This is a genomic window from Glycomyces sp. TRM65418 (assembly GCF_019710475.1).
Taxonomy (GTDB): domain Bacteria; phylum Actinomycetota; class Actinomycetes; order Mycobacteriales; family Micromonosporaceae; genus Glycomyces.
On the sequence record NZ_JAJFAX010000018.1, the window covers coordinates 1 to 26,602 of the forward strand.

The 26,602-nt window shown below is 71.2% G+C and carries 21 protein-coding genes and 1 pseudogene; 10 read left to right on the plus strand and 12 right to left on the minus strand.

The window, feature by feature from the left end; all coding sequences use genetic code 11:
* Positions 1 to 499: hypothetical protein (locus K3N28_RS22995; protein WP_228095212.1), on the minus strand; the 499-nt coding region annotated here is incomplete at its 3' end.
* Between the two features lie 235 nt (positions 500 to 734).
* Here K3N28_RS22995 and K3N28_RS23000 point away from each other — a divergent pair.
* The 3 genes from K3N28_RS23000 to K3N28_RS23010 all read left to right on the plus strand — a co-directional run bounded on the left by K3N28_RS23000 (position 735) and on the right by K3N28_RS23010 (position 4,551).
* A complete protein-coding gene (locus K3N28_RS23000; protein ID WP_228095213.1) occupies positions 735 to 1,556 on the plus strand; it encodes an ABC transporter ATP-binding protein in 822 nt (273 codons plus the stop codon).
* A complete protein-coding gene (locus K3N28_RS23005; protein WP_228095214.1) occupies positions 1,553 to 3,517 on the plus strand; it encodes an FtsX-like permease family protein in 1,965 nt (654 codons plus the stop codon). Before K3N28_RS23000 ends, K3N28_RS23005 begins: the two co-directional genes overlap by 4 nt.
* Positions 3,518 to 3,702: 185 nt before the next feature.
* The gene (locus tag K3N28_RS23010) at positions 3,703 to 4,551 is read left to right on the plus strand and encodes a siderophore-interacting protein (protein WP_228095215.1); all 849 of its coding nucleotides are present in this window, start codon (positions 3,703 to 3,705) and stop codon (positions 4,549 to 4,551) included.
* A gap of 18 nt (positions 4,552 to 4,569) precedes the next feature.
* Here K3N28_RS23010 and K3N28_RS23015 read toward each other — a convergent pair whose 3' ends face one another.
* From K3N28_RS23015 to K3N28_RS23030, 4 genes are all read right to left on the minus strand, one after another.
* Positions 4,570 to 5,676, minus strand: coding sequence for an LCP family protein (locus tag K3N28_RS23015; protein ID WP_228095218.1), 1,107 nt, complete (start codon positions 5,674 to 5,676; stop codon positions 4,570 to 4,572).
* A gap of 94 nt (positions 5,677 to 5,770) precedes the next feature.
* Positions 5,771 to 6,916, minus strand: coding sequence for an LCP family protein (locus tag K3N28_RS23020; RefSeq protein ID WP_228095219.1), 1,146 nt, complete (start codon positions 6,914 to 6,916; stop codon positions 5,771 to 5,773).
* The gene (locus tag K3N28_RS23025; RefSeq protein ID WP_228095220.1) at positions 6,904 to 8,067 is read right to left on the minus strand and encodes a hypothetical protein; all 1,164 of its coding nucleotides are present in this window, start codon (positions 8,065 to 8,067) and stop codon (positions 6,904 to 6,906) included. Before K3N28_RS23025 ends, K3N28_RS23020 begins: the two co-directional genes overlap by 13 nt.
* Positions 8,068 to 8,968: 901 nt before the next feature.
* Positions 8,969 to 9,418: a hypothetical protein gene (locus K3N28_RS23030; RefSeq protein WP_228095225.1), complete on the minus strand. Its 450-nt coding sequence runs from the start codon at positions 9,416 to 9,418 to the stop codon at positions 8,969 to 8,971.
* Here K3N28_RS23030 and K3N28_RS23620 point away from each other — a divergent pair.
* Positions 9,314 to 9,676 (plus strand): annotated as a pseudogene (locus tag K3N28_RS23620) (GGDEF domain-containing protein); the annotation flags it as partial. The gene K3N28_RS23030 and the pseudogene K3N28_RS23620 sit on opposite strands and share 105 nt — an antisense overlap.
* 63 nt (positions 9,677 to 9,739) lie before the next feature.
* On the opposite strand, the gene putP reads toward K3N28_RS23620, so the two are convergent.
* The 3 genes from putP to K3N28_RS23045 form a co-directional block, all read right to left on the minus strand.
* Positions 9,740 to 11,251, minus strand: a complete 1,512-nt coding sequence (gene putP / locus K3N28_RS23035; protein ID WP_228095226.1) for a sodium/proline symporter PutP — start codon at positions 11,249 to 11,251, stop codon at positions 9,740 to 9,742.
* A gap of 378 nt (positions 11,252 to 11,629) precedes the next feature.
* Positions 11,630 to 12,544 carry an endo alpha-1,4 polygalactosaminidase gene (locus tag K3N28_RS23040; RefSeq protein WP_228095228.1) on the minus strand — a complete coding sequence of 305 codons (915 nt, stop codon included), beginning with the start codon at positions 12,542 to 12,544 and terminating at the stop codon, positions 11,630 to 11,632.
* A gap of 69 nt (positions 12,545 to 12,613) precedes the next feature.
* Positions 12,614 to 13,438 (minus strand): P1 family peptidase, encoded by an 825-nt coding sequence (locus tag K3N28_RS23045; RefSeq protein ID WP_228095230.1) that lies wholly within the window; start codon positions 13,436 to 13,438, stop codon positions 12,614 to 12,616.
* Positions 13,439 to 13,762: 324 nt separating this feature from the next.
* Between K3N28_RS23045 and K3N28_RS23050 the strand changes: the two genes are divergently transcribed.
* On the plus strand, positions 13,763 to 13,981 hold the full coding sequence (locus tag K3N28_RS23050) for a hypothetical protein (RefSeq protein ID WP_228095232.1): 219 nt from the start codon (positions 13,763 to 13,765) through the stop codon (positions 13,979 to 13,981).
* A gap of 246 nt (positions 13,982 to 14,227) precedes the next feature.
* On the opposite strand, the gene K3N28_RS23055 is transcribed toward K3N28_RS23050, so the two are convergent.
* Both K3N28_RS23055 and glyA read right to left on the minus strand, forming a co-directional pair.
* Positions 14,228 to 15,769 carry an LPXTG cell wall anchor domain-containing protein gene (locus K3N28_RS23055; protein WP_228095233.1) on the minus strand — a complete coding sequence of 514 codons (1,542 nt, stop codon included), beginning with the start codon at positions 15,767 to 15,769 and terminating at the stop codon, positions 14,228 to 14,230.
* A 247-nt stretch (positions 15,770 to 16,016) separates the two neighbouring features.
* Positions 16,017 to 17,291, minus strand: a complete 1,275-nt coding sequence (gene glyA, locus K3N28_RS23060) for a serine hydroxymethyltransferase (protein WP_228095235.1) — start codon at positions 17,289 to 17,291, stop codon at positions 16,017 to 16,019.
* Between the two features lie 189 nt (positions 17,292 to 17,480).
* Between glyA and K3N28_RS23065 the strand changes: the two genes are divergently transcribed.
* On the plus strand, positions 17,481 to 18,803 hold the full coding sequence (locus tag K3N28_RS23065; RefSeq protein WP_228095237.1) for a DMT family transporter: 1,323 nt from the start codon (positions 17,481 to 17,483) through the stop codon (positions 18,801 to 18,803).
* A gap of 65 nt (positions 18,804 to 18,868) precedes the next feature.
* On the opposite strand, the gene K3N28_RS23070 is transcribed toward K3N28_RS23065, so the two are convergent.
* On the minus strand, positions 18,869 to 20,365 hold the full coding sequence (locus K3N28_RS23070) for a glutamate--cysteine ligase (RefSeq protein WP_228095239.1): 1,497 nt from the start codon (positions 20,363 to 20,365) through the stop codon (positions 18,869 to 18,871).
* A gap of 261 nt (positions 20,366 to 20,626) precedes the next feature.
* Between K3N28_RS23070 and K3N28_RS23075 the strand changes: the two genes are divergently transcribed.
* Positions 20,627 to 21,331 carry a CDP-alcohol phosphatidyltransferase family protein gene (locus tag K3N28_RS23075; protein ID WP_228095241.1) on the plus strand — a complete coding sequence of 235 codons (705 nt, stop codon included), beginning with the start codon at positions 20,627 to 20,629 and terminating at the stop codon, positions 21,329 to 21,331.
* Between the two features lie 3 nt (positions 21,332 to 21,334).
* On the opposite strand, the gene K3N28_RS23080 is transcribed toward K3N28_RS23075, so the two are convergent.
* On the minus strand, positions 21,335 to 22,507 hold the full coding sequence (locus K3N28_RS23080; RefSeq protein ID WP_228095242.1) for a glycosyltransferase family 4 protein: 1,173 nt from the start codon (positions 22,505 to 22,507) through the stop codon (positions 21,335 to 21,337).
* Between the two features lie 285 nt (positions 22,508 to 22,792).
* Between K3N28_RS23080 and K3N28_RS23085 the strand changes: the two genes are divergently transcribed.
* From K3N28_RS23085 to K3N28_RS23095, 3 genes are all read left to right on the plus strand, one after another.
* Entirely contained in the window at positions 22,793 to 24,286 is a 1,494-nt protein-coding gene (locus K3N28_RS23085) for a sugar transferase (RefSeq protein WP_228095244.1), read from the plus strand.
* An 83-nt stretch (positions 24,287 to 24,369) separates the two neighbouring features.
* Complete coding sequence (locus K3N28_RS23090) at positions 24,370 to 25,341, plus strand: UDP-glucuronic acid decarboxylase family protein (RefSeq protein WP_228095246.1); 972 nt, start codon at positions 24,370 to 24,372, stop codon at positions 25,339 to 25,341.
* Positions 25,342 to 25,398: 57 nt separating this feature from the next.
* The gene (locus K3N28_RS23095; RefSeq protein ID WP_228095248.1) at positions 25,399 to 26,538 is read left to right on the plus strand and encodes an LCP family protein; all 1,140 of its coding nucleotides are present in this window, start codon (positions 25,399 to 25,401) and stop codon (positions 26,536 to 26,538) included.
* Positions 26,539 to 26,602 lie beyond the last annotated feature (64 nt).

Consider the following 26,602-nt stretch of genomic DNA (forward strand, 5'->3'; position numbering starts at 1 on the left):
TCACGGTCGTCATCGCCATGAAGACCAGGATCGTGCCGCCGATCGCCGCCTCCTGGAACTCGTTGCCGAACAGGCGGCCGACCCCGATCAGCATGACCGCCGCGCCGGTGCTGAACGCGACCCACCGTCCCGGCGGGGCGTCCCAGTGCCGCACGGCGAAGAGCATGAGGAGCCCCAGCGCCAGCAGTTCGGCGGTGCCCACCCCGCGCACGCCCTGGTCGTAGACGAAGTCGAGCCCGGTCGCCGCGAGCGACGCGATCGAGGCGGCCCCGATCCAGCGCTTGCGCCCGGGCCGGTACCAGCAGTACACGGCGATCACGAACAGCGAGACGCCGCATTCGAGCCACGACACCCACGAGTGCATCGGCGGCGGGGCGTCCGTCCCATGCGAGACCATCTCGGTCACCAGGAGCAGCAGGAGCCCGGTGACGATGCCGATCTGCAGCAGCCGCATCGAGACTCGATTGATCCGGGCGCTCCAAGGCGGCGTGGTGCTCATGCCACGACGGTAGTCGCAGTTCAGGGGGCCCTCGGCCGAAAGACGGAGCCCCCGGACGCGATACCGGCCGCCGAGCCGAAGCGGCGGGGCCCTGCCGCGGCGAAGCTGGTGGCATGAACGGATTCCTGGAGATCAGCACCATCGTGGCCCTGGTGCTCACGGCCGCGTTCCTCGCGGCCGGCACCGCCCTGCCCTTCCTCTCGCACGAACGGAGGGACCGCCGATGAGGCCGCCCATGCTCACCGCCCGCTCCCTCACCAAGCACTTCGGCGCCGCCCCGGCACTGGACGGCGTCGACTTCGGCGTCGGCCCCGGCGAGTCGGTCGCCGTGACCGGCCCCAGCGGCTCGGGCAAGTCGACCCTGCTGCACTGCCTGGCCGGGATCATGCGGCCCGACGCGGGAGAGGTGCGTCTGTTCGACGAGCGCATCGACACCCTCTCGGAGCGCCGCCGCAGCCACCTGCGGCGCACCCGCTTCGCGTTCCTGTTCCAGTTCGGGCAGCTCCTGCCCGAACTGCCCGCGGAGGAGAACGTGGCGCTGCCGTTGATGCTCGGCGGCAAGGCCCGCCGGGCCGCGCTCGAACCGGCGCGCGCCGAACTGCGGCGGCTCGGCCTGGAAGGCAAGGAGGACCGCCGGCCGGGCGAGCTGTCCGGCGGCGAGGCCCAGCGGGTCGCGCTCGCCCGGGCGCTCGTGGTCCGGCCCGCCGTGGTCTTCGCCGACGAGCCGACCGGCGCGCTCGACCAGGCCACCGGCGACCAGGTGATGGGCGTCCTGCTCGACACGGTCGCCGGACTCGACGCCGCGCTCGTGGTCGTCACGCACGACCCGCGGATCGCCGCGCGGTGCACGAGGACGATCGAGATCCGCGACGGCCGCCTCAGCGGCACGCCGCGGCCCGGCGGCGAGCGGACCGAATCCGACGGCTTCGCGGAAGCCGGACGACCGGCCGACGCGCCCGGCGCGGGCCTGCCGAAACGGCAGCCGGCCCCGGGAGCCGCGCCGCACTCCGGCGCGGGGCCGTACGGGCACGAGTCGGTCGCTGAGGTGTGGCGATGACCGAGCTGGCCTGGCGGTTGACCCGCCTCGGCGGGCGCAGTGCCCTGCTGAGCACCGGCCTGACCGCCCTCGCGGTCGCCGTGGCGACGCTGCTGCTCCAGTTCGCGGTGGCCGGGAACTTCGCGTTCGACGAGCGCGGCGACCGCACCGCCTGGCGCGAGCCGCCCGCCGCGACGGGGACCGCCACGGCGGTCATCGCCACGGCCGCCGACTACTACGGCGGCGACGCGGTCACCCGCGTCGACCTCGCGGCGCTGGCCGACGACGCCCCGGCCCCGCCCGGCATGGACGCGTTCCCCGCGCCCGGCGAGGTCTGGCTCTCACCGGCGGCGGCCGACCTGCTCGAAGGCGTCCCCGCATCGGACTTCCTCGCCCGTTACGGGGACGCGGCGGTCGCCGGGGAGCTCGGCCCGGAGGCGCTCGCGCACCCGAACGAGCTCGTGGCCGTCGTCGGCCGCGACGCCGGCGACCCCGCGTTGCGCGCCGAGCGGTTCAGCGCCGATGGCGTCTCTCCGCGGGAGATCGACGGTTTCACCGGGGGCCGGGCCGACGAGGTCTACGGCTTCTACATGATCCTCATGGTCCTGGCCGCGATCCTCATGGCCGTGCCCGCCGCCGTCTTCGGCGCGGCCGCGGCCCGGCTCACCGTGTCCCGGCGGGACGAGCGGCTCGCGACGCTGCGCCTCATCGGCGCGACACCGGGCCAGGTCATGCGCTTGACGCTGATCGAGACGGTCCTGGCGGCGACCGCCGGAGCCGTGGCCGGGACGCTCGCGTGGATGGCGGTGACGCCGCTGGTGGCGCTCATCCCGATCGACGGCGGCCGCTGGTACGTCGCCGACCTGTGGGCCGGGGCCCCGTGGATGCTCGCCGTGGCGGCCGCGGTGCCGGCGCTGGTGGCCGTGTCCGCGCTGATCGGCCTCCGCAGCGTCGTGATCAGCCCGCTGGGAGTGGCGCGGCGCGTGAAACCGAAGGGGCTCAAGGCGATCCGCGTGGTCGTGTTCGCGGTCCTCGCGGCGGCGTTCATGATCACCACGAACCTGGTGAACGGCGACATGATCGTCGTGGCGGTCCTCATCGGACTGTTCGCGGGGACGCTCGCGGCCGTGAACCTCGTCGGCCCGTGGATCGTGCAGCGGCTCGGCCGGATCCTGGCGCGGACCGCGCGGGGCCCGGCCCGGCTGCTGGCGGCCCGGCGCCTCGCCGACGACCCGAAGGCCGCGTGGCGCGCCGTCGCCGGAGTGGCCATCGCGGGCTTCGTGGCCGGTTCGGTCGCCATGTTCCCGATGCTGCAGACCGACACGGCCGTGCAGGGCGCCGAGACGCTCGCCGCCTCGGTTCCCGCGGACGAGGCCGAGACGGTCGCGGCGGACCTGCGCGACGCCCTCGGCGACCGCGCCGAGGTCGCCGTCGTCGACGACGGCTTCCTGGCCCCCGGCGACGGCGCGGCCGTGATCGAGGCGACCACCACGGGCGCGCGGCTCGAAGCGGTGCGCAGCACCATGACCGCCCTCCTGCCGGGCGACCCGCCCCGACGCGAGATCGAGGAGAGCATCGTGTCGAACCGGCTCATCGGCTCGGTGCGCACCGGCGTGACCGTGGTCCTCGCGGTGGTCTTCCTCACCGCGGCCGTCTCGGCGGCGATCAGCGCGATCGGCTCGGTCCTCGACCGGCGCCAGGCCTACCGGCTCCTGCACCTCGCCGGGACCGAGCAGCGGGTCCTCGACCGGGCCCGCCGCCAGGAGACCCTGCTGCCGCTGAGCGTCATCGGCGGCGCGTCGATCCTCACCGGGATGATCCTGACCTCGCCGGTCATCGGCGGCATGGGCTTCGACGTGAGCGGCGTGCTCATCATCGGCGCCACCGTGGCCGCGGGCGTCGCCGCCGTGGTCGCCGCCGGGGCCCTGTCGCGGCCGCTGCTGCGGTCGGTCATGCGCGACGTCAGCCCCCGGCCGGACTGAGGCCGGGACCGAGGCCCGGGCCGGGACCGCCGCGGTGTGGCGGTCCCGGCCCGTGTCCCGTCCCACTGGAGCCGCCTGGTTTCCGGGTGTGATAGTTAGGGAAACCTAACTCTCGTGACGAGACTGCCGGACGGCTCGCAGGCGATGCCGGCAGCACCGCGGGCCATGGACGTGAGGAGCCCGAAGTGGCTGAAGGCCGAGGACGCAGGACCCCCAGGATCACCACCGCCGAAGTGGTGCGGACCGAGCGGGTCACGCCGCACCTGATCCGGGTGGTGCTCGGCGGCGAGGGCCTGGACGGGTTCGACTGCGGCGACTGCACCGACCACTACCTGAAGCTCCAGTTCCCCGTCGAGGGCGTGGCGTACCCCGAGCCGTTCGACCTGGCCCGCATCCGCGAGGAGCTCCCCCGCGAGCAGTGGCCGGTCACCCGCACCTACACCGTGCGGCGCTGGGACAAAGCGGCCCGTGAGCTGTGGATCGACTTCGTGTACCACGGCGACGAGGGCGTCGCGGGGCCCTGGGCCGCGAAGGTCCGCCCCGGCACGCTCGTCCGTTTCGCCGGGCCGGGCGGCGCGTACGCCCCGTCCGCCGATGCCGACTGGCACCTGCTCGCCGGCGACGAGAGCGCCCTCCCGGCGATTGCGGCGTCCGTCGAGCGCCTCGCCCCCGGAGCGCGCGCCCACGTCTTCCTCGAGGTCGAAGGGCCCGAAGAGGAGCAGCAGCTCAAGTCCGTCGGCGACGTCACGGTGACATGGCTGCACCGCGACGGCGCGCGCGTGGGCGAACGGCTCTGCGCGGCCGTGCGCGCCTTCGCGTTCCCGCCGGGGGACGTCCAGGCGTTCGTGCACGGCGAAGCCGGGTTCGTCCGGGACCTGCGCCGCCTCCTCCGCTTCGAGCGCGGGATCCCGCGCGAGCGCCTGTCCGTCTCCGGCTACTGGCGCCAGGGGCTCAACGAGGACGGCTGGCAGTCCACGAAGGCCGAATGGCGCAAGGTCGACGAGGAGGACGAGGCCCGGGCCGGAACCCGCTGAACGCAGGCCGTCGCCCGGTCAGTCGGTGGTGACCCCGCCCGAGGTCTCGTCGGTCGTGCCCGTCGTGGTCCCGGCGTTGCCGGTCTGCTTGACCCACTCGGGGTACTGGGCGATCCACTGGTCCATGGTGTCGTCCTGCAGGGCGCTCCACAGCGCGTCGGCCGCGATCTGCTGCTCGCCCTCGTGGATGACCTCCGACTCGCCCACGTCGAGCACCTCCGTCGACGCCGGGACCCGGATCGACGTGATGTCCTCGGGGTCGAGGTCGCGCAGGTTCATGGCGAGGTCGACCATGGTCAGGCCCTCCGGCAGGTCCATGGTGAGCTTGCCCTCCAGGCCTTCGAGCACGTCGGTCAGCAGCCCGACGTCCTTGTGGACCCCGTCGGCCTTCAGCTCCTTGATGAGCGACTTGATCGCCTGCTGCTGCATCGCCTGGCGCCCGTAGTCGCCGCCGAGGCCGTTCTCCCAGTCCTCGGGGTCGTCCCAACCGTAGCGTTGGCGGATGAGGTCGAGGGCGTCCTCCTTGCCGTAGTAGGCGCAGCCCTCGGGGTAGGTCTTCTTCTCGCCGTGGATCGAGGTGATCTCGTGCCACGGGCACAGCTCGATCTCGCCGACCAGGTCCACCAGGTCCATGAAGCCGTTGAAGTCGACCGTGGCGGCCATGTGGAACTCGACGCCGGTGAGGTTGTCGATGGTGCTGACCACGTTCGGGAGGGTCACGCCCGTCCAGTCGTCGCTGATCGAGGCGGCGTGGTTGAGCTTCTGCATGCACGGGCTGTTGTAGTCGGGGCCGCAGTCGGGGATCTCGACGTACAGGTCGCGGGGCAGCGACACCATCGACACCTCGGACAGGCCCTCGTTGACGTGCACCATGATCATGGTGTCCGAACGGGTCGAACCGCCCTGCTTGTCGACGCCGAGGACGAGGATGTTCAGGGGGCCCTCGATGTTCTCCACGTCCATCTCGGCCCGGTTGTCGAGGATGTCCTCCTCCGCCACCGCGCTGTTGGCGGTGTTCAGGCCGATCTGGGTCACCGCCGCGGCACCGCCGGCGACGACCATGGTCAGTCCGCCCGCGTACAGCATCGTGTGCGCCCACCAGGGGGCGCCGCTCTTGCCAGCCATGCAACTCCAATGGTCAGGTCAGCAGTATCCACTACACATAACGCTTCGGTAAAGGCGCGGGGTTGCATGGGGCGGCGGCGCCACAGCCGACGGGTCAGTTCGCGGTCTCCTCGTCGGCGGCGTCCTCACCGGCCGACTCGCCCGCCGAGCCGCCGTCGGTCGGCGCCGGGACCGAGCAGTCGGGCTTCGAGTCGCCGCTGAGCCACTCCGGGTTCGCGCAGGCCCACTCGTCGATCGTATCGTTCTGGATGGCCTCCCACAGCGCGTCGGCCGCGACCTCCTCCTCGGTGCCCTCGTGGATGACCACGTACGAGGTCCCGTTCACGTTCCCCTCCGAGGACGGCGTGCCGATCGAGATGATCTCATTGGGGTCGACGTCGCGCATCTGCGTGATCATGTCGATGAGGTTGTAGCCGCCCACGTCCAGCGTCAGCGCGTCGCCGAAGCTGTTGAGCAGGTTCACGGCCTTGGTCGGGTCGGTCGCGTACCCCTGCTCCTTGGCCCGCTCCAGGATCTTCTTGATCGCCTGCTGCTGCATCTTCTGGCGGCCGAAGTCGCCCCAGGTGCCGTTCGCGTAGTCCTCCTCGGAGTCCCAGCCGTAGCGCTGGCGCACCAGGTCGAGGGCATCCTCCTTGTTGTACTCCGCGCAGCCCTCGGGGAACGTCTTGTCGGTGTGGATCGAGGTGATCTCGTGCCACGGGCACAGCTCGATGGTGCCCAGCTCCTCGACCATGTCGAGGAAGCCCTCGAAGTTCGCGATCGCGGCGCCGTCGAACTGGACCCCGGTGAGGTGGGTGACCGTCTCGGCCGTGTTCCGGAAGGACTCGTTCCAGTCCTCGGAGTAGGCGAACGCCTCGGTGAGCTTCGTCTCCGAGGCCGGCGTGCCGGAGGGGATCTCCACGAGCAGGTCCCGCGGCAGCGAGATCATGCTGACCTGCGTGAGGTCCTCGTTGACGTGGACGATGATGTTGGCGTCGGTGCGGGCCTCGCCGCCCGCGCCCACCCGCTCGTCGGTGCCGAGGACCAGGAAGTTCAGCGGCCCCTCGATCTCCTCGGCGGACTCCACGCGCTGGTCGCCGAGCAGGTCCGCCTGGTTGACCGAGTCGTTGAGCAGGTTCACGCTCACCTGGGCGGCGATCGCGGTGCCCCCCGAGATCACCATGACCAGCGAACCGCTGATCACCATGGCCTTCGCCCACCAAGGCGAGGACGCTTTGGCGGCGTGCTTCATCGGAGACATTGCCTCTCCCGGAACGGTGTGTGGGGTGCGGCGGCCCGACCGGGGAGGGCCGGCCGCTTCTGCGGGGAACACGCGCGGTGCACCAGGGGGGTTGCGCTGAGAAGACCATAGAGCATGTCCATCGCGTCAACGATTCGTCTACCACTCGGTCGCCCGCGAGGGCGGGAAACGGATAAAAGACTGAAATACAGTATGACGCCTGACGCCGCCAGCGCGAAGGCCGTCGCCAGAATCAGCCGGCCCGCGCTCCAGGGCCGCTCGCCGACCACCCGGCCCGACTCCCCGTGCACCGCCACCATCCGCCGCCGACCCCGATGCGCGTACGACACCAGCCACACCGGCAGCAGCACCAGCCGGTACGCCAGATCCGAGTACGCGGTCTCGATGGCCGCCACGTACTGCTCGTCCCCGCCCACGCGCTCGCGCACGTCCCGCTCGATCGCCGCGGCCATCCGGTCCTTCGCCAGTTCCAGACCCGCCTCCGGCTCCAGGTCGTAGCGCTGCACCCAGTGCCCTTCCACCAGCTCGGGCGTGAACGGGACCGCGTCGCCGAGCGTCCAGTCCCGCATCAGCGCCGCCAGGGCCCGCCCCTCCAGCCGCACCGTCGCCGCGACGGCCACGTCCGCGAAGTCGCGCGTCACCGTTCCGGCGGCCGGACGCCAGCGCGTGGCGCGGACCCGGTTGCCGCCGGCCTTCGCCCAGTGTCGGTCGCCGCGGGCGGCCCGGTAGCGCGAGCGCGTGCGCGCCTGCCACACCCAGTACGGCAGGAACGCACCCCGGAACGACGCCGACTCGTCGATCCGCCGGAACGCCTTCGGCGTGAACCGACGCCGCTGCGCCCACTCGCGCAGGAGCAGCCGTGCCGTCGCCCGCTCGACCCGGAACGGCACGAGCGCGTCGGGTGCGGTGAGCCGCTCGGCGGTGTCGTCGGCGTACCGCAGCGTCGCCTTGGGCGCCAGCGCGGCCCAGTCCGGGTCCACCAGCCGCCTGGAGGCCGGGCGGCCGTGCTGCTCGGTCCCGCAGGCGCCGCACGCGGCCACGGTCGTCGCGGACGGCCCGGGGGCCGCCGTGGCCGTCGGCATCGGTTCGCCGCAGGCGGTGCACGCCTGGGCGCCGGAGGGGCGCGGGCGGTACGGACGCGCAGGGAGCAAAGCCCACCATCCTTCCTTTTCGGGCACTGCCGTCACTTTATGCGCCGGGGAAGCGCGGTGGAGCAGAACGGTTCGGGCCCATGCCCATTCGAGTTCGCAAGGAGTGGCGTGACGCGACGCGCGCCACTGGATATATCGGCTTCGCGGTGGCAGGATAGAGCGCGTGACGCCACGGAGGGGGATCACGTCTGCGCGTGATTATGCCGATCAGTATCGGCGTCTGCGCGCCCTCATGCGATCGGGCCAGGTCAGCGAGGCCGTCGGCGAGGCCACCTGGATCGTCTACAACTCCGACACCGTCCAGCAGCGGGCCCAGGCGTGGCTGTTCATCCTCCAGGGCCAGATCTCGCAGCGCTCGACCGACAAGATCCCCGGCACGATCGACCAGGCCGGCGCGGCCGTCGCGCGCTGCCAGGACCCCCGCCTCACCGGCAAGTACCACGCGCTCGCGGCCTGGTACTACCACCACTACATCAAGGCGCTCGGTTTGACCGCCGAGCAGCTCGTGCTCTCCCGCCGGGCGCTCCAGGCCATGACCGAGGAGAGCCAGGCCGCCGTCGACGCCTGGTACGACCTCGCGGTGATCCTCTCCAACTGCGGTTACCAGCAGCAGGCGTCCCAGGCCCTCGACGAGTGCCACACCCTCGCGGAGGGCACCGGCGTCGGGCGGTCCTCAGTGGAGGGTGTCGAGGTCCGGGTGCGGGACGCGCTCCTGCGCTACTACACCGGCGACTCCCGGGCCTGCAACTACCTGCTGCTCAAGGAGCTGCGCCGCGTCAAGCCGAGCCTGCACGAGCTCGACACGCGCGAGCTCGAATGGATCCACTACGCCCTCGCCCGCGTGAGCCTGCTCGGCATCGGCGAGCAGTGGACCGTCGAGCACCTGCTGCCGGAGGAGACCTCATCGGTCGAGGCGATGGACCTGCGCACGCTCGCGCAGGCCTCGCGGCTCATCGCGCAGGCGCGGGGCCTGGAGGCCCTGGAGGTGCTGGAGGCCCGCGAGATCGGCGACGAGACGCTCGGGGTCATGGAGCCCCAGCACCTCCGGTCCCTCGCGCTCGTGGCGAAGGGCGACCACGCGGCCTCGATCCTGGCCGCGCACGCGACGACGTACGCGCTCTACAAGCAGATCAACGAGTTCCACACGATCTACCTCGACTCGGCGGGCGCGCTGGTGGACCGCGACCAGCTGCGGCGCGCCGTGGCCGGCTGGGCGGACCGGGCGAACACCGACGACCTGACCGGCCTGCCGAACCGGCGCCGCCTCGACGAGTTCCTCTCCGACGTCGACGGGGAGGGCATGATCGCGGTGCTCGACCTCGACGGGTTCAAGGCGGTCAACGACACCCACGGGCACCAGGCGGGGGACGCGATCCTGCAGCGGGTCGCGGCGCTGCTGTCGAGCGTGGTGCGCACGGGCGACCTGCTCGCGCGCACGGGCGGCGACGAGTTCATCCTGGTGCTGCCGGGCGCGACGGAGTACGACGCGGACGCGGTGTCGCAGCGGATCCGGTCGGCGGTGTCGAGCGAGAACTGGGAGTACTCGGTGCCGGGCACGCCCGTGGACGTCTCGATCGGGTGGGCGCGTCTGATGCCCGGCGGCAACCCTTCGCAGACGCTCTGGGCTGCCGACCAGGCGATGTACCAGATGAAGCGGTCCCGGAAGTCCTTCTTACGCCTCCGGTTCGAGCTCGGCGGACGTGGCGTGGCGGTAGGACCCGGCCCACTCGCGTTCGGGGCGGCGTCCGAGGTTGCCGCCGACGACGGCGGCGATGAGGGCCGCGATGAAGCCCGGCAGCAGCGAGTACACGCCGCCGGGGGATCCGAGGGCCTCCCACGTGATGACGGTGGCGGCGCCGACGAGCATCCCGGCGAGCGCGCCGACCCAGGTCATCCGCGTCCAGTACAGCGACAGCAGGATGATCGGGCCGAAGGCCGCGCCGAATCCGGCCCACGCGTAGGCGACGATGTCGAGGACGGTGCCGCCCTGCAGGGCCAGGAAGTAGGCGATGACGGCGACCGCGACGACCGCGGCGCGGCCGATCCACACGAGGTGCGCCTCGGGGGCCGCGCGCTTGAGGTGGCGGCGGTAGAAGTCCTCGGTGAACGCGGTCGAGGCGACCAGGAGCTGCGAGTCGGCGGTGGACATGATCGCGGCGAGGACGGCCGCGAGGATGAGGCCGGCGACCCACGGGTTGAACAGGTCCTGGGCGAGCGTCAGGAAGACCGTCTCCGGGTTCTCCAGCGGCTCGGGCAGGTACGCGATGCCGGCCAGGCCGATGACGACCGCGGCGAGCAGGGTGACGAGCACCCAGCTCACGCCGATGCGGCGGGCGGCGGGGATGTCGGCCGCGGAGCGGATGCCCATGAAGCGGGCGAGGATGTGCGGCTGGCCGAAGTAGCCCAGGCCCCATGCGAGCAGGCCCGCGATGGCGACGAAGGTCATGGGCGCGCCGTCGGACCAGGCGCCGTCGGTGAAGCTCGCGGTGTCGGTCCAGCGCAGCAGGCTCGGTTCGGCGGCGGAGACGCCGTCGAACAGCGGGGTGAAGCCGCCGAGCGAGGCGATCACGACGATCGGGACGACGACGAGGGCGAGGAACATGAGCAGGCCTTGGACGAGGTCGGTGAAGGACACCGCCAGGAAGCCGCCGAGGAAGGTGTAGATGACGATGACGATCGTGGCGACGGTGATCGCCAGGGTCGCGTCGACGCCGAAGATGGTCTCGAACAGCAGGCCGCCGCCGACGAGGCCGGAGGCGACGTAGAGGGTGAAGAACACGAAGATGACCAGCGCGGAGACGGTCCGCAGGAGGTTCGTGCGGTCCTCGAAGCGCGATTCGAGGTAGGCCGAGAGGCTGATCGAGTTGTGGGCGCGCTCGGTGTAGGTGCGCAGGCGCGGGGCGACGAACCGCCAGTTGAGGTAGGTGCCGACGGCGAGGCCGATGGCGATCCAGGCCTGGCCGACGCCGGCGGCGTAGACCGCGCCGGGCAGTCCGAGGAGCAGCCAGCCGGACATGTCGGAGGCCTGGGCCGAGAGGGCGGCGGTGGGCGCGTTCAGGGAGCGGCCGCCGAGGGCGAAGTCGGAGAGGGTCTTGGTGCGGCGGTACACCCAGACGCCGATGAGGACCATGAAGATGAGATAGGCGATGAAGGTCGCGACGATCGGACCTGAGAGCTCGACCATTGGATTACCTCGCAATCGAAGGTATTCGGGCAATGGCGCTGATCATACAGTGACTTGCATCCCAGTAGAACCTCTGTTTATGTCCCTCTCGCGCGCGAAGTTCAATAGATCGCTCTCAATGCCCGTCTGGGGGTTCTCAGGCTCAGTGTATGAGCGTCCCCGCCGCGAACGGGACGCTATGGCGATCGCCGACCCGAACGGCGACGCGGAGGCCGCCCGCCGCCGCGCGCGTCGAGGCGTCCGCGGGCCGTCGTCGCCGTGCGCACCGTCCCGGCCGCCGGTGCTGCCGGGTGCGGACGTCGTCGGCCGTGGGGCTCGCGGTCGAGACCGACCGGGTCGCAGGTGTCGCTCGCCCTCAGGGCCGGGTGCCGGTCGCTTTCACTCGCACGGCGGGTAGATCGCGTCGAGATCGACCCCGGCCACGGCTCCCGCGAAGCCCTCTTCCTCGTAGCGGGCGCACGCCGCGGCGACGTTCGCCTCCCGGGAGGCGTAGTCGACCGCGAGCACGAGCTTCCCGGCGTCGCGGATCGCGCGGGTGTCGTCGAGGTTCTCGGCGCACCAGTCCTCGGCGCACGGCACGTCGGTGGCGAGGAAGAACAGCTCCTCGACGCCGATCCCGTCGATGGCGTCGAGGTAGCCGGGGAACTCGCGCAGCTCGGGGGAGTTCTGGACGAGGATCTGCAGGTCCTCGCCCGCGTAGGCGTCGGCGGCGATCACGAGGTCGGCCATCTTCCGCGCGAGCGATTCGCGGGTCTCGCCGGGGACGAGCGAGAGGTCGATCTCCTCGTAGGCGTTCGGCACGTCGAGGTACACGCCGTCGAACCCGGCGGCCGCGGCCCGGTCGAGGCGCGGCTCCATGACCAGGTCCCACCAGCGGGGGTCCCAGTACCGCGCGAAGTACTCGTCGGGCCAGTCGCCCCAGTGGTTGAGGACCAGGCCGGTCTCGGCGACCGCCGGGTACTCGGGCCGGTACGTCTCGATCGAGCCCATCGTGAAGTAGGCGTAGACGGCCTTGCCGGAGTCCTGGAGTCCGGCGATCTCGTCGGCGGTGAAGTAGCCTTCGCCGCCGTCGCGCGCGAGGTCGATGACGGCCGCTTCGTGCGGGGCCGCGGTGAGCGCGTCGAGCCGGTCGTCCTCGTAGCCGCTGAGCTGGTAGATCCAGTTCGCCGGCGCGGCGGCGGCCTGGGCGGTCGCGTCACTCGAAGGCGCGCCGCCCGGCTCGGCTCCGGCTTCGACGGTGCAGCCGGCGAACAGGAGCGGAACCGCGAGCAGCGCCGCGCGAAGACGTTTCATGCGGTGAAGCTTAGGGGCGAGGCGCCGGCCGCGAGCGCGTGCGCGGACGTGCCGCGGACCCGGCGCCGCTCAGAAGCCGTCGCCGATCGCCTCGGCCACCGCTTCCACCGCGAGGGCCCGCACCACGTCGACCGAGGCCTCGGTCCGGCCGGTCGCCGCCACCACGAAGGCGTCGCCGTCCATCCTCGTGTGCACCGGGCTGATCGCCTTCGCCAGGCCGTCGTGCGCGCCCTGGGCGACCAGCGCGCACTCGACCTTGTCGAGCCGCGCGTTCGTGACCACGACCCCGATCGTCGTGTTCCGCCCGAACGAGTCCGACGCGAACCCCTCCGGCCGCAGCAGCTCCCGGTCCAGCGGGCCCGGCTCACCGAAGGCGTTCACCGCCGCGAGCGCGCGCACCTGCACCGGTCCCGCCGCCACCGTGGCCGTCCGCAGCCCCGACGGGAGCGTCACCCCGCGCCACTGCCCCACGGTCGCGCCCCGGCCCGCGCCGATCGGCCCGTCCAGCGCCGGCTCGAACGGGGCCATCGCCGCGTCGCACGCCTCGTATCCCTGCGCCGCCCCGGGGACCGAGCCCGTGCCGTCGAGGTCGAAGAGCCCGAGCGTCGGCACGATCGGCACCACCCCGCCCGGCGTCGACACGCCGCGGTCGCGCTCGGCCAGCCACTGCATGACGCCGTCCGCGGCGGCCAGCCCGAAGGCCGAGCCGCCCGTCAGCAGCACCGCGTCGATGCCGGTGTTCGCGCGCATCGGGTCGAGCAGCTCGATCTCGCGGCTGGCCGGGGCCCCGCCCCGCACCTCGCCGGACGCGATGGTGGCCTCCTCGAACAGCAGCACCGTGCAGCCGGTGTGCTCGCCGGTCCAGTGGCCGACGCGAACTCCCAAGTCCCGCATCCGGACAGACTACCGCCACTTGCCCGCCGCATGCCCCTTCGATTCGATAACCGAACGGTAACTCAGCTCTTTGTGGACAGTGTCGTGCGATACATGTGACCCAGGCGAAATCCCTGGATTTCCTGGGCGGAAGGGTCATACCATTGATCTCGAAGCCGAGGGAACACGAGCGGGACGGTAAACCCGCAACCGCTCTCAGACCCCGGCCGCCCGAAGCGGTCCACGACGATCGCGACGGATCCCCGCCGTCGACAATGGCGTCATCGACGAGCGGTTCCCCCTTCAGATCCACAATCCGGCACACCCTGCCGGGAAGGAATCATCATGTACGAATTCGTGGGTGCATACATTGCAGTCGACGCCGCCAACACCGTTGCCACCTCGGCTCTGCCGAACGCGCCGGTCGTTGACGATGGTCGGGCCGACAAGCCGTACGTCTTCGGCGTCACCCGTCCCGAGAAGGTCCGTCTCACCACCGCCGGCGCCCTGCGCCGCGTGGCCGACCGGGTCGAGGGCCGCGTCCTCGCCGGTCTCGCCCGCTAGGGATAGAGGCGAGCGCGCTCACAAGGCGCCGAACCGCAAGACTGCACAATTCGATCACCAGTACGCGACGCGCTGCGGCTCCTCGAGAGCCGGGCGCGTTTCGTTTTGCGAGAGGCGGGTCGGCCGAATGGTCGACCCGCCTCCTGCCTCCCGGAACCGGAACGCGAACGGGCCCCGGCCGACGGCCGGGGCCCGTTCTTCGGGTGTTCGAGGTGGTGGATCTCCTCGTGGGTGAGGCCGGTTCGCCTACCCGGCGGTGGTCGTCCTGCGCTTGCGGGCCGTGAGGACGAGCAGCACCGCACCGGCGACCAGGACCAGCGCCGCGACGCCGATGACCGTCGTCATCGAGGTGCCGGTCTTCGGCAGCTGGCCGGAGCCGTTGCCGGTGCCGTTGACGGTGATGTCGGCGAGGTTGTTCTTCGGGTTCGCGTCGGCGACACCGGGGTAGTCGTCGTACTGGATCGCGGCGACCTCCAGCGTGCCCTTGGCGTTCGACGTCGAGTCGGTGACCTTCACCGTGAACTCGAAGTCGAAGGACTCGTCGGCGTCGACGCCTTGGAAGAGGCAGATGAAGTCGGCCTTCGCCAGGTCGATCCCGGGGAACGAGTCGTCGACGGTCGGGTCGTCGGCTTCGAAGCAGAAGGCCTCATCGCCGTCGCTGTCGACCCTGACGAGCTCCAGGCCCTTCGGCAGCGACCCGATGATCCCGTAGGAGCCGGGCCCGTCGAAGAACCTCGAGGCGTGGGCCGGGCCGAGGTTCTTCACCGGCACGGTGATGGTGACCTCGGCGCCGTCGGCGCCCTTGGCGTTCGCGTCGGAGACGGCCAGGTCGAACGGGTTCGCGGCGGTGACGATGTCGATGAGCCCCTGGAACTCGTCATGGAACTCGACCGTGGGCTCGGCCAAGGGCTCCAGGCGGAGAAGGTTGTTTGAGTCCTCGTCCCAGAACACGCCGCCGAAATCGGATTCGAGTTCGTCGGCGCCGATGGTGTAGACCTCGTAGACGCAGTCGCAGACGTCGATCGGGCCGGGTGCGTTCTCGTGGACCGTGTAGTCGATGGGCGAGCCGAAGAAGAACGCGGTCCCCGGGAGGTCCTGGAAGTCGGTCACCACGCAGGTGACGTTGACGCCTTCGTTCTCGATGCAGTTGTCGTAGTCGGCGCCGGGCCAGGCCAGGCCGTGCGGCAGGTATTCGGGCGCCCAGGTGGTGGCGACCACGGCCGCCGCGTCCTCGGGGAGCGCCGAGTCCTGGAGGAACTGGGGCGTCACGGCCACGGTGGAGCCGGGCTCGACGCCGTCGTAGGCGACATTGCCGTGCAGGTACGGCCGTGCGTAGCCGTCGCCGCCGTCATCGGTGACGACTTCGATCGAGCCCTCGATCGTGTCCACGGTCTCGCCGTCGACGCCGATGGTGACGGTGTAATCGTGGACGCCTTCGGCCGCGTCGGGCGAGGCCGCGTAGCGGAAGGCGAACTCGACCGGGTTGCCGGCCTCTTGGGTGACGCAGTGGAACAGACCCGTCCCCGCGTGCACGCCGCAGCCGCCCCACTCCGGGGCGGTGGCGTACATCCGGATGCCCGTCGAGTCGAGGTCGAGGTCGAAGTCGGCCGTGACCTCATGGGCGCCTTCGGCGAAGTCCTCGCCGAACTCGATGGTGAGGCCGCCTTCGTGCTGCTGGTCGTCGGCGACGATCGTGTCGGCGAAGTCCACTTCGACCGTGACGGGGACGGGGGCCTGCGCGGCGGCGGGGAGCGCGAACGCGCCGACACTGAGGGCGGCAGTCCCCACAACCGCTAGCAAGCGCTTTCCTGTGTGCTGAAGGTATGGTGATGGCATGGGTGGTTTCCTCTGTGGATGGACCGCGACGCCGTGGTCAGGGACGATGCGGGTCAGAATGACTTGATATCAACTAGACGCCCGCGGTAGCCCTTCGGTTGCAACGGGTTTTCTAAATTCCTCAGAACGTGGTCGAGCGCACAGCGAAAGGGCGCCCGACCGCCTGGTCGGACGCCCTTTCCTCATCTGTCGCTTGGTGTTACGCCTTCCAGCCCGGGATCGGGAAGGCCCGCGTGTACTCGCGGATCTCCGCGGCCACGGTGTCCAGTTCGGTGTCCTTGCCGTCCTTCGCCGCGGCGACGGCCCGGTCGATCCAGCCCGCGATCGCGTCCATGTCGTCCTCGGTCATCCCGCGGGTGGTCACCGCCGCGGTGCCGATCCGCAGCCCCGACGGGTCGAACGGCTTGCGCCGGTCGAACGGCACCGTGTTGAAGTTCAGCTCGATGCCGGCCGCGTCCAGGGCCTTCGCCGCCGGCTTGCCGCCGATGTCCTTGCTGGTGAGGTCCACCAGGATCAGGTGGTTGTCGGTGCCGCCGCTCACCAGGTCGAAGCCGCGCGAGCTCAGGCCCGCGGCCAGCGCCTTCGCGTTCTTCACGATCTGCGCCGCGTAGCCCTTGAAGGAGTCGGTCGCCGCCTCCTTGAGCGCCACCGCGATCGCCGCGGTGGTGTGGTTGTGCGGGCCGCCCTGGAGGCCCGGGAAGACCGCCTTGTCGACGGCCTTCGCGTGCTCCTCGTTCGCGAGGATCATCGCGCCGCGCGGGCCGCGCAGGGTCTTGTGCGTGGTGGTGGTGACGACGTCGGCGTGCCCGACCGGCGTCGGGTGCGCCCCGCCCGCCACGAGCCCGGCGATGTGGGCGATGTCGGCCATGAGCACCGCGCCCACCTCGTCGGCGATCGCCTTGAAGCCCGCGAAGTCGACGGTGCGGGGGATCGCGGTCCCGCCGCAGATGATCATCTTCGGGCGCTCGCGCCTGGCGATCTCGGCGACCTCGTCGAGGTCGACGCGGCCGGTGTCGCGGCGGACCCCGTAGTGGGCCGCGTCGAACCACTTGCCGGTGGCCGAGACCTTCGAGCCGTGGGTCAGGTGCCCGCCCATCGGCAGCTCCATGCCCAGGACCTTGTCGCCCGGGGACAGGAACGCCATGTAGACGGCCAGGTTCGCGGGGGACCCGGAGTAGGGCTGGACGTTGGCGTGGTCGGCCCCGAAGAGGGCCTTCGCCCGGTCGATCGCCAGTCGCTCGACGACGTCGATGAGCTGCTGGCCTTCGTAGTAGCGCTTCCCGGCGTACCCCTCGGAGTACTTGTTCGTCAGGATCGACCCGGTGGCCTCCATGACCGCCTGGGACACGTAGTTCTCGGACGCGATGAGACGGATCTTCTCGGATTCGCGCCGACCCTCGGCCTCGATGGCCTTCTCGATCTCGGGGTCGACGGCCGCCAGTGACGCGGTGAGGGCCTCGTAGGCGTCGGACATGCAATGCTCCTCGCTGATCGGCATGATCTCGCACGGCGACCGGGCAGGTGGCCTTGATGCCCCGAGCATAGCCGGGGGAGTGCGACCAGGTCACGGGCGTTTCCCGAGTGTGAGACGGCCCGGGCCCGCCCGTCGTCACGCGATCGGCCGTTCGAGACTCCATTGCGTACACGCAGTACGGTGCGACGTATGTCACTTAAAATCGCCGCGAAGACGGCGGGAGCCGGCTTCGCGGTCGCGGCTCTCGCCGCCCTCGCCCAGCTCGGCCTGGCGTCGGGCTTCGACCTCCTCTCCTGGGTCGACGCCGCCCCCGGCGCCGAGTCCGTGCTCGAATACCGCGAGAACGCCAACGTCGCCTGGGTCGGCTGGTTCGCGGCCGTCTCCTGCGTGGTCGGCGGCCTCGCCTCCGGCGCGATCGGCTCCCGCGCCGCCGACCGGCTCGGCCCGGCCACCCGCGTCGCCGCGGTCGTCGCGAGCGCGCTCGGCGCGTTCCTCATCGGCCCGCTCGTGTCCCTCTCCGCCGAGCAGAGCGAGGTCTTCACCTCGTTCCCGACGAAGCCGCTCGTGGCCGCCGGCATCGGCGCGGCCGTCGGCTTCGCGCTGGCGCTCATCGGGCTCAGTTCCCGCTCGGTCGCGGTCAACGTGGGGGCCTCGGTGGTCCTGGTGTGGCTGCTCGCGATCCTCGCGGTGTTCCGGGACGTCGGCGACCCGGTCTCACCGGTGACCGAGCTCGCGGTGTGGGGCTCGTGGGCCGGGCCGGATTCGGCCCTGGGGCTCCGTGGCCTCTCGATCGCGATCCCGTTCATGATCGGCTCGGCCCTCATCGGCGTGGTCGTGGCCGTCCTGGCCCGGCGCGGCCCCATCTCCAGCTCGGGTTACCGGATCGCCGCGGCCTCCGGCATCGCCGGGCCGCTCATCGTCACCGTCGCGCACCTGGTCGCCGGGCCCGCCCGCGGCGACGGGGCCGAGACGATGGCGCTCATGTTCGTCGGCCCGTACGCGGCGATCGCCGGGCTCCTCGGCTCTCTCATCGTCTGCTCCCTCCCGAAGGCGGGCGGCCAGGTCGACGACGCCGCGGAGCCGAACGCGTGGACCGGCGAACCCGGCACCGCGGAGACGGGCCTGGTCGAGTCCGCCCCCGGCTGGACCGTGCCCGAACCCGTGTCCGCCTACGACACTGTGCCCGAAGGCGACACCAAGGACCTGCCCGCGGCGCCGGCCGTGCCCGAGCAGCCGAAGCGGACGACCCGGCGCGAGCGCCGCGCCGCCAAGCAGGACGAGCAGAAGCGCGCGGAGTGGGAGCCCCGGGAGGGCGACGACGACCCGAACCCCGACGTCGACTGGGTGCAGGAGCTCAAGGCCGTCGACATGGACGCGCCCCGCGAGTCCGAGCCCGCGCCGGAACCCGAGGCCGCGCCCAAGCCCGCCCGCCGCGCCAAGAAGGCCGCCGGCCGCACCCGCCGCAAGCTCGGCGGCGACGACCCGGCGCCCGAGTCCGACCCCGACGCCTGATCGACGACGAAGGCCGAGACCCGAGGTCTCGGCCTTCACGCGCGCCTATGCGACCTGCGGGCCGCTCACACCTCCCACTCGTGCACCGGCCTGCCGTCGGCCGAGCGGGCCGCGTAGTCGAGGACCATCGCCCGCAGCGCGTCCCGCCGCTCCAGCCGCTGCCGGTGCTCGGCCACCTGGACCCGCGCGACCTGCCAGGTCGCGCCGTTCACGCCCCGGCGGCACCGCGACTCGATCACCCCCAGGTAGCGCTCGGCGTCCCGGCCGCTGACCCCCATCGTCGCCAGCCCGTCGGCCGCGGCCGGCAGCAGATGCTCGAGCACCAGCTCGCGCGCCGGGACGAGCCCGACGCCCGGCCACTCCTGGTCGGCCTGGATGCCGTGCCGCGCCGCCGAGCGGAAGTTCGTCGCGGCCTGCACGAAGTCCATCCGCTCGCTGATCGGCACCGGCGCGTTCGCGAAGTGCACCACCAGTCCGTAGAACAGCGCCATGTTCGCGCAGATGTCCACCGCCGTCGGTCCCGCCGCGAGCACCCGGTTCTCCACCCGCACATGCGGGCGCCCCAGGTGGACGTCGTAGACCGGGCGGTTCCACCGGTAGACCGTCCCGTTGTGGTAGCGCAGCTCCTGCAAGGTCGGCACCCCGCCGTCGGCCATGACCTCGGCCGGGTCCTCCTCGTCACAAAGCGGTAAAAGCGGCGCGAAATGCCGGTAGTTCTCGTCGAACAGCTCCAGCACCCCCTCGATCCACCGGTCCCCGAACCAGGCCCGCGGCTTCGCCCCCTGCGCCCGCTGCTTCGCCCGCCGCGTGTCGGTGCCCTGCTCGAACAGGATCACCCGCGTCTCGGCCCACAGCTGCCGCCCGAACAGGTAGGGCGAGTTCGCGCCCATCGCCACCTGCGCGCCCGCGATCGCCTGCGCCGCGTTCCAGTACCGCCCGAAGTCCTCAGGGGACACCTGGAGGTGGAACTGCACCGACGTGTTCGCCGACTCCGGGGCGATCGTCGGCGACGTGAAGTCCACCGATTCCGCGCCCTGGATGTCGATGCGCAGGTCCTCGCCGCGCTGGGACATGATCTCGTCGTTGAGGATCCGGTACCGCTTCGTGCGCGAGAGCGCGTCCATGCCCATGTGGTCGGTGAACAGGGTCGGCATCGTCCCGATCGGGCAGATGTGCACGCCGGCCTTGTCCCCGGCCTCCCGCACCTCCGCCAGCGCCGCGGCCAGGTCGCCCTCGTACCAGGAGATCCCCGCGCCGTCGAGCAGCCGCGGCGGCAGGTTCAGCTCGATGTTGAACGCGCCCAGCTCGTGCTGCGCGCCGTAGAGGGCGTCCTCCTCGCCCGAGGTGTGCAGGTGCTCCAGGACCGAGTCGTTCGCGAAGGCCGGGTCCCCGTTCGGTTCGACGAGGTCGAGTTCCAGTTCCAGACCCGTCATCGGCCGGTCCCGGTCGAGCCGCCGGTCGGCCAGCAGCTGCGCGAGCGCCGCCCGCCCCGCCTGGAGTCTCGCCGAGTAGGCGGGATGGTCCCAGTGCCGCAAGGCAGCACCGGTCACCTCGTCCCCCATATTTTCCTCCCCAGGAATTGAAGGTCCATCAACCTTAAGACTGTCGGTCATCCGCTGGCTACCAACGGAGAAGTTGTTTCGTCCCGAAAGGCGTGGATCGCGCTCATATTAAGGAGCGGGGGTGCCGCGCGGTGTCGGAATCCTGACATAACCGGGTCTCGCGATACCACTGTGGGTGCTGTGGCAGGTCGCGACAGTGGTCGTCCGCGTCACCATCCGCTGCCGGGCGGGGACGCTCGGTGCGCTGGGTACGATGCCCGCGTGATCGAACAGCGCCCCGCCCACCGGCCCGCCGACTTCCTCGCCGCGAACCGCGGCGGCGGACTCGCCACCCTCTACGCCGCCCAGCGCGGCGGCGCCGTGTTCGCTTACGCCGCATGGAAAGCGGGGCTCAAGCCCACCCACCTGACGCTGGTCAACCTCGTCGTCGGCCTCGCCGTGAGCGCCGGCGTCATCGCCTACCTCCCGGCCGCGCGGGACGGCGCCCCGTGGTGGCCGGTCGCGCTCGCCGCGCTCGTCCTGTGGCAGGTCGCCTACATGCTCGACTGCGCCGACGGCCAGCTCGCCCGCGTCACCCGCACCGGGTCCGAGGCCGGCGCGCGCGTCGACATCCTCGCCGACATCGCCATCCAGGCCTCGGTCGTCGCCGTGGTCGTCGCGGTCGTCCGCGCCTACACGCCCGAGATCCCGGCCTGGTGCGGCGCGGCCTTCGCGGCGCTGTGGATGACCAACCTCGTCACCGCGGTGATGGCGAAGGAGGACGACGGCGTCTCGCTCGTCAAGAGCGGCAACATCATCGTGCGGCTCATCAAACTGGTGCGCGACTACGGCTTCGTGATCGCCGTGATCGCGCTGGCGCTCCTGCGGCCCGAGTCCATGGCCGCCGTGATGCTGTTCTTCGGGGCCGTGAACGCGCTGTTCCTCCTCGCGAGCATCGCGAGCAACGCCCGGGCCTCGCTCCGCTGAGTCCTAAGAGGCCAGCAGCTCTTCGTAGATCGCGATGAGCCGCCGCAAGGTCACCTCGGGCGCGAAGACCGACTCGTACCGGGCGCGCGCGTTCGCGGCGTAGCCCGGGTCCTTCGCGACCGCCTCCAGCCCTCCGGCCAGGGCCTCCGGGGTCGGGTCGACCGCCACGCCCGCGGGGGCGTCCGTGTCGGCCCCGGCGATGAACGGCGCGCCGCCCATCCGCGTCGCCACCACGGCCCGGCCCGCCGCGAGCGCCTCGATCCCCGTGGTCGGCAGGATGTCCTGCCAGATGGAAGGCACGACGACCGCCGCCGACTCGGCGAGGACCGCGTCCCGTGCGGCCGGTTCGAGCCGCCCCAGGTACGCGATGTCGCCGCGTTCGGCCGCGGCGGCCTCCACCAGCGGCCGCAGCGGACCGTCGCCCGCGACGCGCAGCACCTGCCCGGGCAGGTCCGTGCGCTTCCAGGCGTCCAGCAGCAGCCGCACGCCCTTCTCCTCGACCAGCCGCGCCCCGAACAGGAACCCCTCGCCGAGCGGCACCGCGCCGGCCGTTTCGAACGGGTTGGGGACCGCGTTCGGCTTCACGCGGATGCGTCCTTCTTCTATGCCGATGCTCCGCAGGTACCCGGCCATCGCCTCGGTGAGCGCCACGAACCGGTCGACGCCGCGCCACGTGCCCTGGTGCACGCCGAGCGCCACGGCCATCACCGCGCTCTGCGCCCGCGAGCCCCGGTAGCAGGCGTGCGCCACGCCGGGAGCGTTCCAGCGCTTCCCGTGGCAGTCGCGGCAGTCGTGCCCGTCCCTGAAGTAGAGCCCGTTCATGCAGTCGTGCCGGTAGTTGTGGATGGTCTGCACGACCTTGACCCCGGCCCTGTGGGCGGTCGTGACGACCGACGGCGACAGCAGCGGGTACGGGTTGTGCAGGTGCAGCAGGTCCGGGCGCTCGCGTTCGAGGAGCGCGGCGAGGTCGCGCTGCGTCCCGGCCGCGTGGACCGGCGAGGCGACGAGCGCGGCCTTCCGGTGGGGCGGGAGCGCGGCGATCTCGTCCGAGGAGCGCAGGAACGGCACCACCTCGATCCCGGCCCCGCGGAGCGCCCCGATCTCGTAGTCCACGATGACGTTCTCGCCCGAGGGCTGCGCCGACGAGTATCGGTTGTGGGCGATGACGATCTTCACAGGGTTTTCCTCACGCGGTCTCCGGGTGGCGCGCACTGCTATCAGACCGGGCGAACATACCTCAGCAGGCGAATAGGTGTAGGTTGTCGGGTACCGTGTCGGCGGGCCGCCCGGTCATGGAGTCGCAGCGCAGATCTCCGCCCGTGGACACTCACCTCCACCGTAAGCTGACGACCGCAGGGATGTGCAGTGGCTACGAGCCTGGAACGCCCGGCAAAGGATCTCCACGGAAGTGGAGGTGTTCCGCAACACCCAACCGGGAACTTCGGACGGACGGGAGCGCACGTGGGCGGTGCTGGCCGAGCAGGCGACCCCCAGCTCGTCACCAACGGCGTCACCCGCTCCGCGTGGCGGCGCCTGGTCCGGGCCTCGAACTGGCACCGCTACTACCAGGCCGCGCTCGTCGGCGCCGACCTGTTCGCCGTCCTCATGGCCAGCGTCATCGCGGTCAACTTCACGCACACCCCCAGCGCCGGCTTCGACACCGACAACCAGCTCCACTTCTTCTACCTCACCGTGTGGCTGCTGCTGCCGACCGCGTGGGTGCTCACCCTCTGGGGCACCGGCTCCTACGACCGCCGCTACTTCGGCATGGGCAACGAGGAGTTCAAGCGCGTCATCCGCGCCTCCATGTTCATGCTGGCCCTCGTCTCGTTCGCCGCCCTGACCTTCAAGGCCGACGTCTCGCGCGTCGCGGTCGCGGTGATCCTGCTCGCGGCGGCCGTCCTCGTCATCTCGTTCCGGTACGCCGCCCGCCTGGGCCTGCACAAGATGCGCGCGGCCGGGCGCGGCGTGCAGCGCGTCCTGCTCATCGGCGCCTACCCCGAGGCGCTCGAGGTCTACCGGACCGTGCGCCGCGCGCCCGCCGCGGGCCTGGTGCCCGTCGGCATATACGTGACCGAGGGCGCCTCCTCGGTCCGCAACCTCGACACCCCGGTCCCGGTCTTCGCCGGGACCGACGTCGTCACCTGCGCCGAACAGCTCGAAGCCGACACGCTCGCGGTCTGCGGGTCCGCCTCCTCGGACGCGGCCGACCTGCGCCGCCTGGCCTGGCAGCTCGAAGGCACCGGCCGCGACCTCGTGGTCGCCCCCCAGCTCACCGACATCGCCGGACCCCGCGTCCACATCCGCCCCGTCGAGGGCCTGCCGCTCCTGCACGTCGAGGAGCCGAAGATCTCCGGCATCGGCTGGCTGATCAAGAACGTGCTCGACATCTCCTCCTCGGTCATCGGCCTCCTGGTGCTCTCGCCGCTGTTCCTGGCGGTCGCCATCGCCATCAAGACCGACAGCCCCGGCCCGGTGTTCTTCCGCCAGAACCGGGTCGGCCGCGACGGCGAGACGTTCAGCTGCTGGAAGTTCCGCACCATGTACATCGACGCGGAGGAACGCCAGGCCGCGCTCATGATGCACAACGAGACCGACGGCCTGCTGTTCAAGATGAAGGACGACCCCCGCATCACCAACGTCGGCAAATGGCTGCGACGCACCTCCATCGACGAGTTTCCGCAGCTCATCAACGTGGTCCGCGGCGAGATGAGCCTCGTCGGCCCCCGGCCGCTGCCCGCCGAGAACGGCGACTTCCTCGGCGACGTGCGCCGCCGCCTCCTGGTCCGCCCCGGCATCACCGGCCTGTGGCAGGTCTCGGGCCGCTCCGACCTCTCCTGGGACGACGCGGTCCGCCTCGACCTCTACTACGTCGACAACTGGTCCCTCACGACCGACCTTCAAATCCTGTTCCGCACCGTCGCGGTAGTGTTGCGACGAAAGGGCGCGTACTGAGCGGACACGAAGGCGTGTACTGAGCCGATGCACAGCTTGAGTCCAGGTGAACGCCAGGACAACCCTGATAATCTTGGATCTTGATGACTACTTACGGAACTGGCAGCCGCATCCTCGTCACGGGCGGCGCGGGCCTGGTGGGCAGCCACCTCGTCGACGCGCTCCTGGCGAAGGGCTGCGACGTGACCGCCGTCGACAACTTCTCCACGGGCTCGCGCGACAACCTCGCCGAGCACGAGCGGCTGACCCTGGTCGAGGCCGACGTCACCGAGGGCCTGCCCGTCGGCGACGCGCCCTTCGACGCGGTCCTGCACTTCGCCTGCCCCGCCAGCCCCGTCGACTTCGCGACCCTGCCGATCGAGATCCTCCGCGTCGACTCCCTCGGCACGTTCCACGCGCTCGACCGCGCCCTCGCCGACGGCGCCCGCTTCCTCATGGCCTCCACGTCCGAGGTCTACGGCGACCCGCTGGTGCACCCGCAGCCGGAGTCCTACTGGGGGAACGTGAACCCGATCGGCGTCCGCTCCTGCTACGACGAGGCCAAGCGCTTCAGCGAGGCCGCCGTCGCCGCCTACCACCGCCACAAGGGCCTGGACGCGGCGATCGTGCGGATCTTCAACACCTACGGGCCCCGCATGCGCCCCGACGACGGCCGCGTCATCCCCAGCTTCATCACCCAGGCCCTGGCCGGGGAGCCCCTGACCATCCACGGCGACGGCTCCCAGACCCGCTCGCTCTGCTACGTCGACGACCTCGTCCGCGGCCTGGTCATGCTGCTGGAATCCGGCGAGTACGGCCCGGTCAACCTCGGCTCGGAGTACGAGCTCACCGTGCGCGAGATGGCCGAGATCATCCTGCGCCTGACCGGCTCGAAGTCGGCCATCGAGTTCACCGACCGGCCCTCCGACGACCCCGAGCGCCGCCGCCCCGACCTCACCCTCGCCCGCGAACTGCTCGGCTACGAGCCGCAGGTGCACTACGAGGCCGGCCTCAAAACGACGATCGACGACTTCGCGACGCGCGGCCTGACCACGACCGACGTCACCGCCGCCTGAGCGGTTTCCAAGGTTCCGCGGGCTCGACTCCTGGTGGGCACCACGTAAGCTGGGGCCATGACGTATTCCGGCTCCAATTACCGCGGCGCCGCCTCGGTGCCGCCCGCGGGCGGCAGCGGCGGAGCGCGCATGGCCGCAGCCTCCGGCGGCCCGACCCGACGCGGCCTCATCGGCTCCGGGATCGGCCTGGTGGTCTCCCTCGCGGCCGCCGGCGGCGGCTTCGCCGTCTGGTCGAAGCCCAACAGCATCAACGAGGACCTCGAGCGCCCCTTCGACCTCGACGCGCTGCCCGAGGACGACCGGCCCGAGAAGCTCAACGAGGCGCTGAACATCCTCGTCATCGGCTCCGACGCCCGCGAGGACTCCGCCGAGGGCGAGGCCCGCTCGGACACCACGATCATCATGCACGTCAACGAGGGCGGCACCGAGGCCTACGGCGTCTCGATCCCGCGCGACCTGTACGTGCACATCCCGGAGTTCGACGAGGCCCAGTACTACCCGGAGTACACCGGCACGAACACGAAGTTCAACGCCGCGTACGCCTGGGGCGGCGTCCCGCTCACCGTCCTCACCCTCGAGCACCTGACGGGCGTGCGCATCGACCACGTGGTCGAGATCGACTTCGCGGGCCTGGTCGAAGTCGTCGACGCCCTCGGCGGCGTCAAGATGGACATCGAGGCCGCGACCGCCCCCGAGTACTACGACGAGACGGGCGTCACCTCGATCCACGGCGACCACTACTTCTTCCCCAAGGGCGAGAACCTCCTCACCGGCGAGCAGGCCCTGGACTACGTGCGGCAGCGCTACCAGTGGAACGAGGGCGACTTCGCCCGCATGCGCCACCAGCAGCAGCTCATCAGGGCCATCATGGACTCCGCGCTCAGCGCCGGCGTCCTCACCGACCGCGGCAAGCTCACCAGCTTCCTCGACTCCACCGCGGACGCGGTCAAGGTGGACACCACCTTCAACGTCACCTCGACCGCGATCAGCCTCATGGACCTGCGCAGCGACGACCTGGAGTTCATGACCACGCCGCACCTCGGCACCGACACCCTCGGCGGCGAGTCGGTCGTGGTGTACTCCTACGACCTCGAGAACCCCGGGAACGACAACCCCGAGGCCGTGAGCCTCTGGGAGGCGATCCGCGACGACACGGTCGCCGAGTGGGTCGCCGCCAACCCGGCGGACGAGGAGTAGGCCGCAATCGGAGACGAGGGCCCGAGCCGGGCGGCTCGGACCCTCCTCATTCCTGTGTCTGCGG

Bases quoted from the DNA above. Each gene is read 5' to 3' on its own strand.
- K3N28_RS23045 (WP_228095230.1), bottom strand. From the start codon at position 13,438: ATGCGGGACTTGGGAGTTCGCGTCGGCCACTGGACCGGCGAGCACACC.
- putP (WP_228095226.1), bottom strand. From the start codon at position 11,251: ATGGTCGAGCTCTCAGGTCCGATCGTCGCGACCTTCATCGCCTATCTC.
- K3N28_RS23090 (WP_228095246.1), top strand. From the start codon at position 24,370: ATGACTACTTACGGAACTGGCAGCCGCATCCTCGTCACGGGCGGCGCG.
- K3N28_RS23040 (WP_228095228.1), bottom strand. From the start codon at position 12,544: ATGAAACGTCTTCGCGCGGCGCTGCTCGCGGTTCCGCTCCTGTTCGCC.
- K3N28_RS23050 (WP_228095232.1), top strand. From the start codon at position 13,763: ATGTACGAATTCGTGGGTGCATACATTGCAGTCGACGCCGCCAACACC.
- K3N28_RS23000 (WP_228095213.1), top strand. From the start codon at position 735: ATGCTCACCGCCCGCTCCCTCACCAAGCACTTCGGCGCCGCCCCGGCA.
- K3N28_RS23065 (WP_228095237.1), top strand. From the start codon at position 17,481: ATGTCACTTAAAATCGCCGCGAAGACGGCGGGAGCCGGCTTCGCGGTC.
- K3N28_RS23015 (WP_228095218.1), bottom strand. From the start codon at position 5,676: ATGGCTGGCAAGAGCGGCGCCCCCTGGTGGGCGCACACGATGCTGTAC.
- K3N28_RS23095 (WP_228095248.1), top strand. From the start codon at position 25,399: ATGACGTATTCCGGCTCCAATTACCGCGGCGCCGCCTCGGTGCCGCCC.
- K3N28_RS23020 (WP_228095219.1), bottom strand. From the start codon at position 6,916: ATGTCTCCGATGAAGCACGCCGCCAAAGCGTCCTCGCCTTGGTGGGCG.
- glyA (WP_228095235.1), bottom strand. From the start codon at position 17,291: ATGTCCGACGCCTACGAGGCCCTCACCGCGTCACTGGCGGCCGTCGAC.
- K3N28_RS23070 (WP_228095239.1), bottom strand. From the start codon at position 20,365: ATGGGGGACGAGGTGACCGGTGCTGCCTTGCGGCACTGGGACCATCCC.
- K3N28_RS23005 (WP_228095214.1), top strand. From the start codon at position 1,553: ATGACCGAGCTGGCCTGGCGGTTGACCCGCCTCGGCGGGCGCAGTGCC.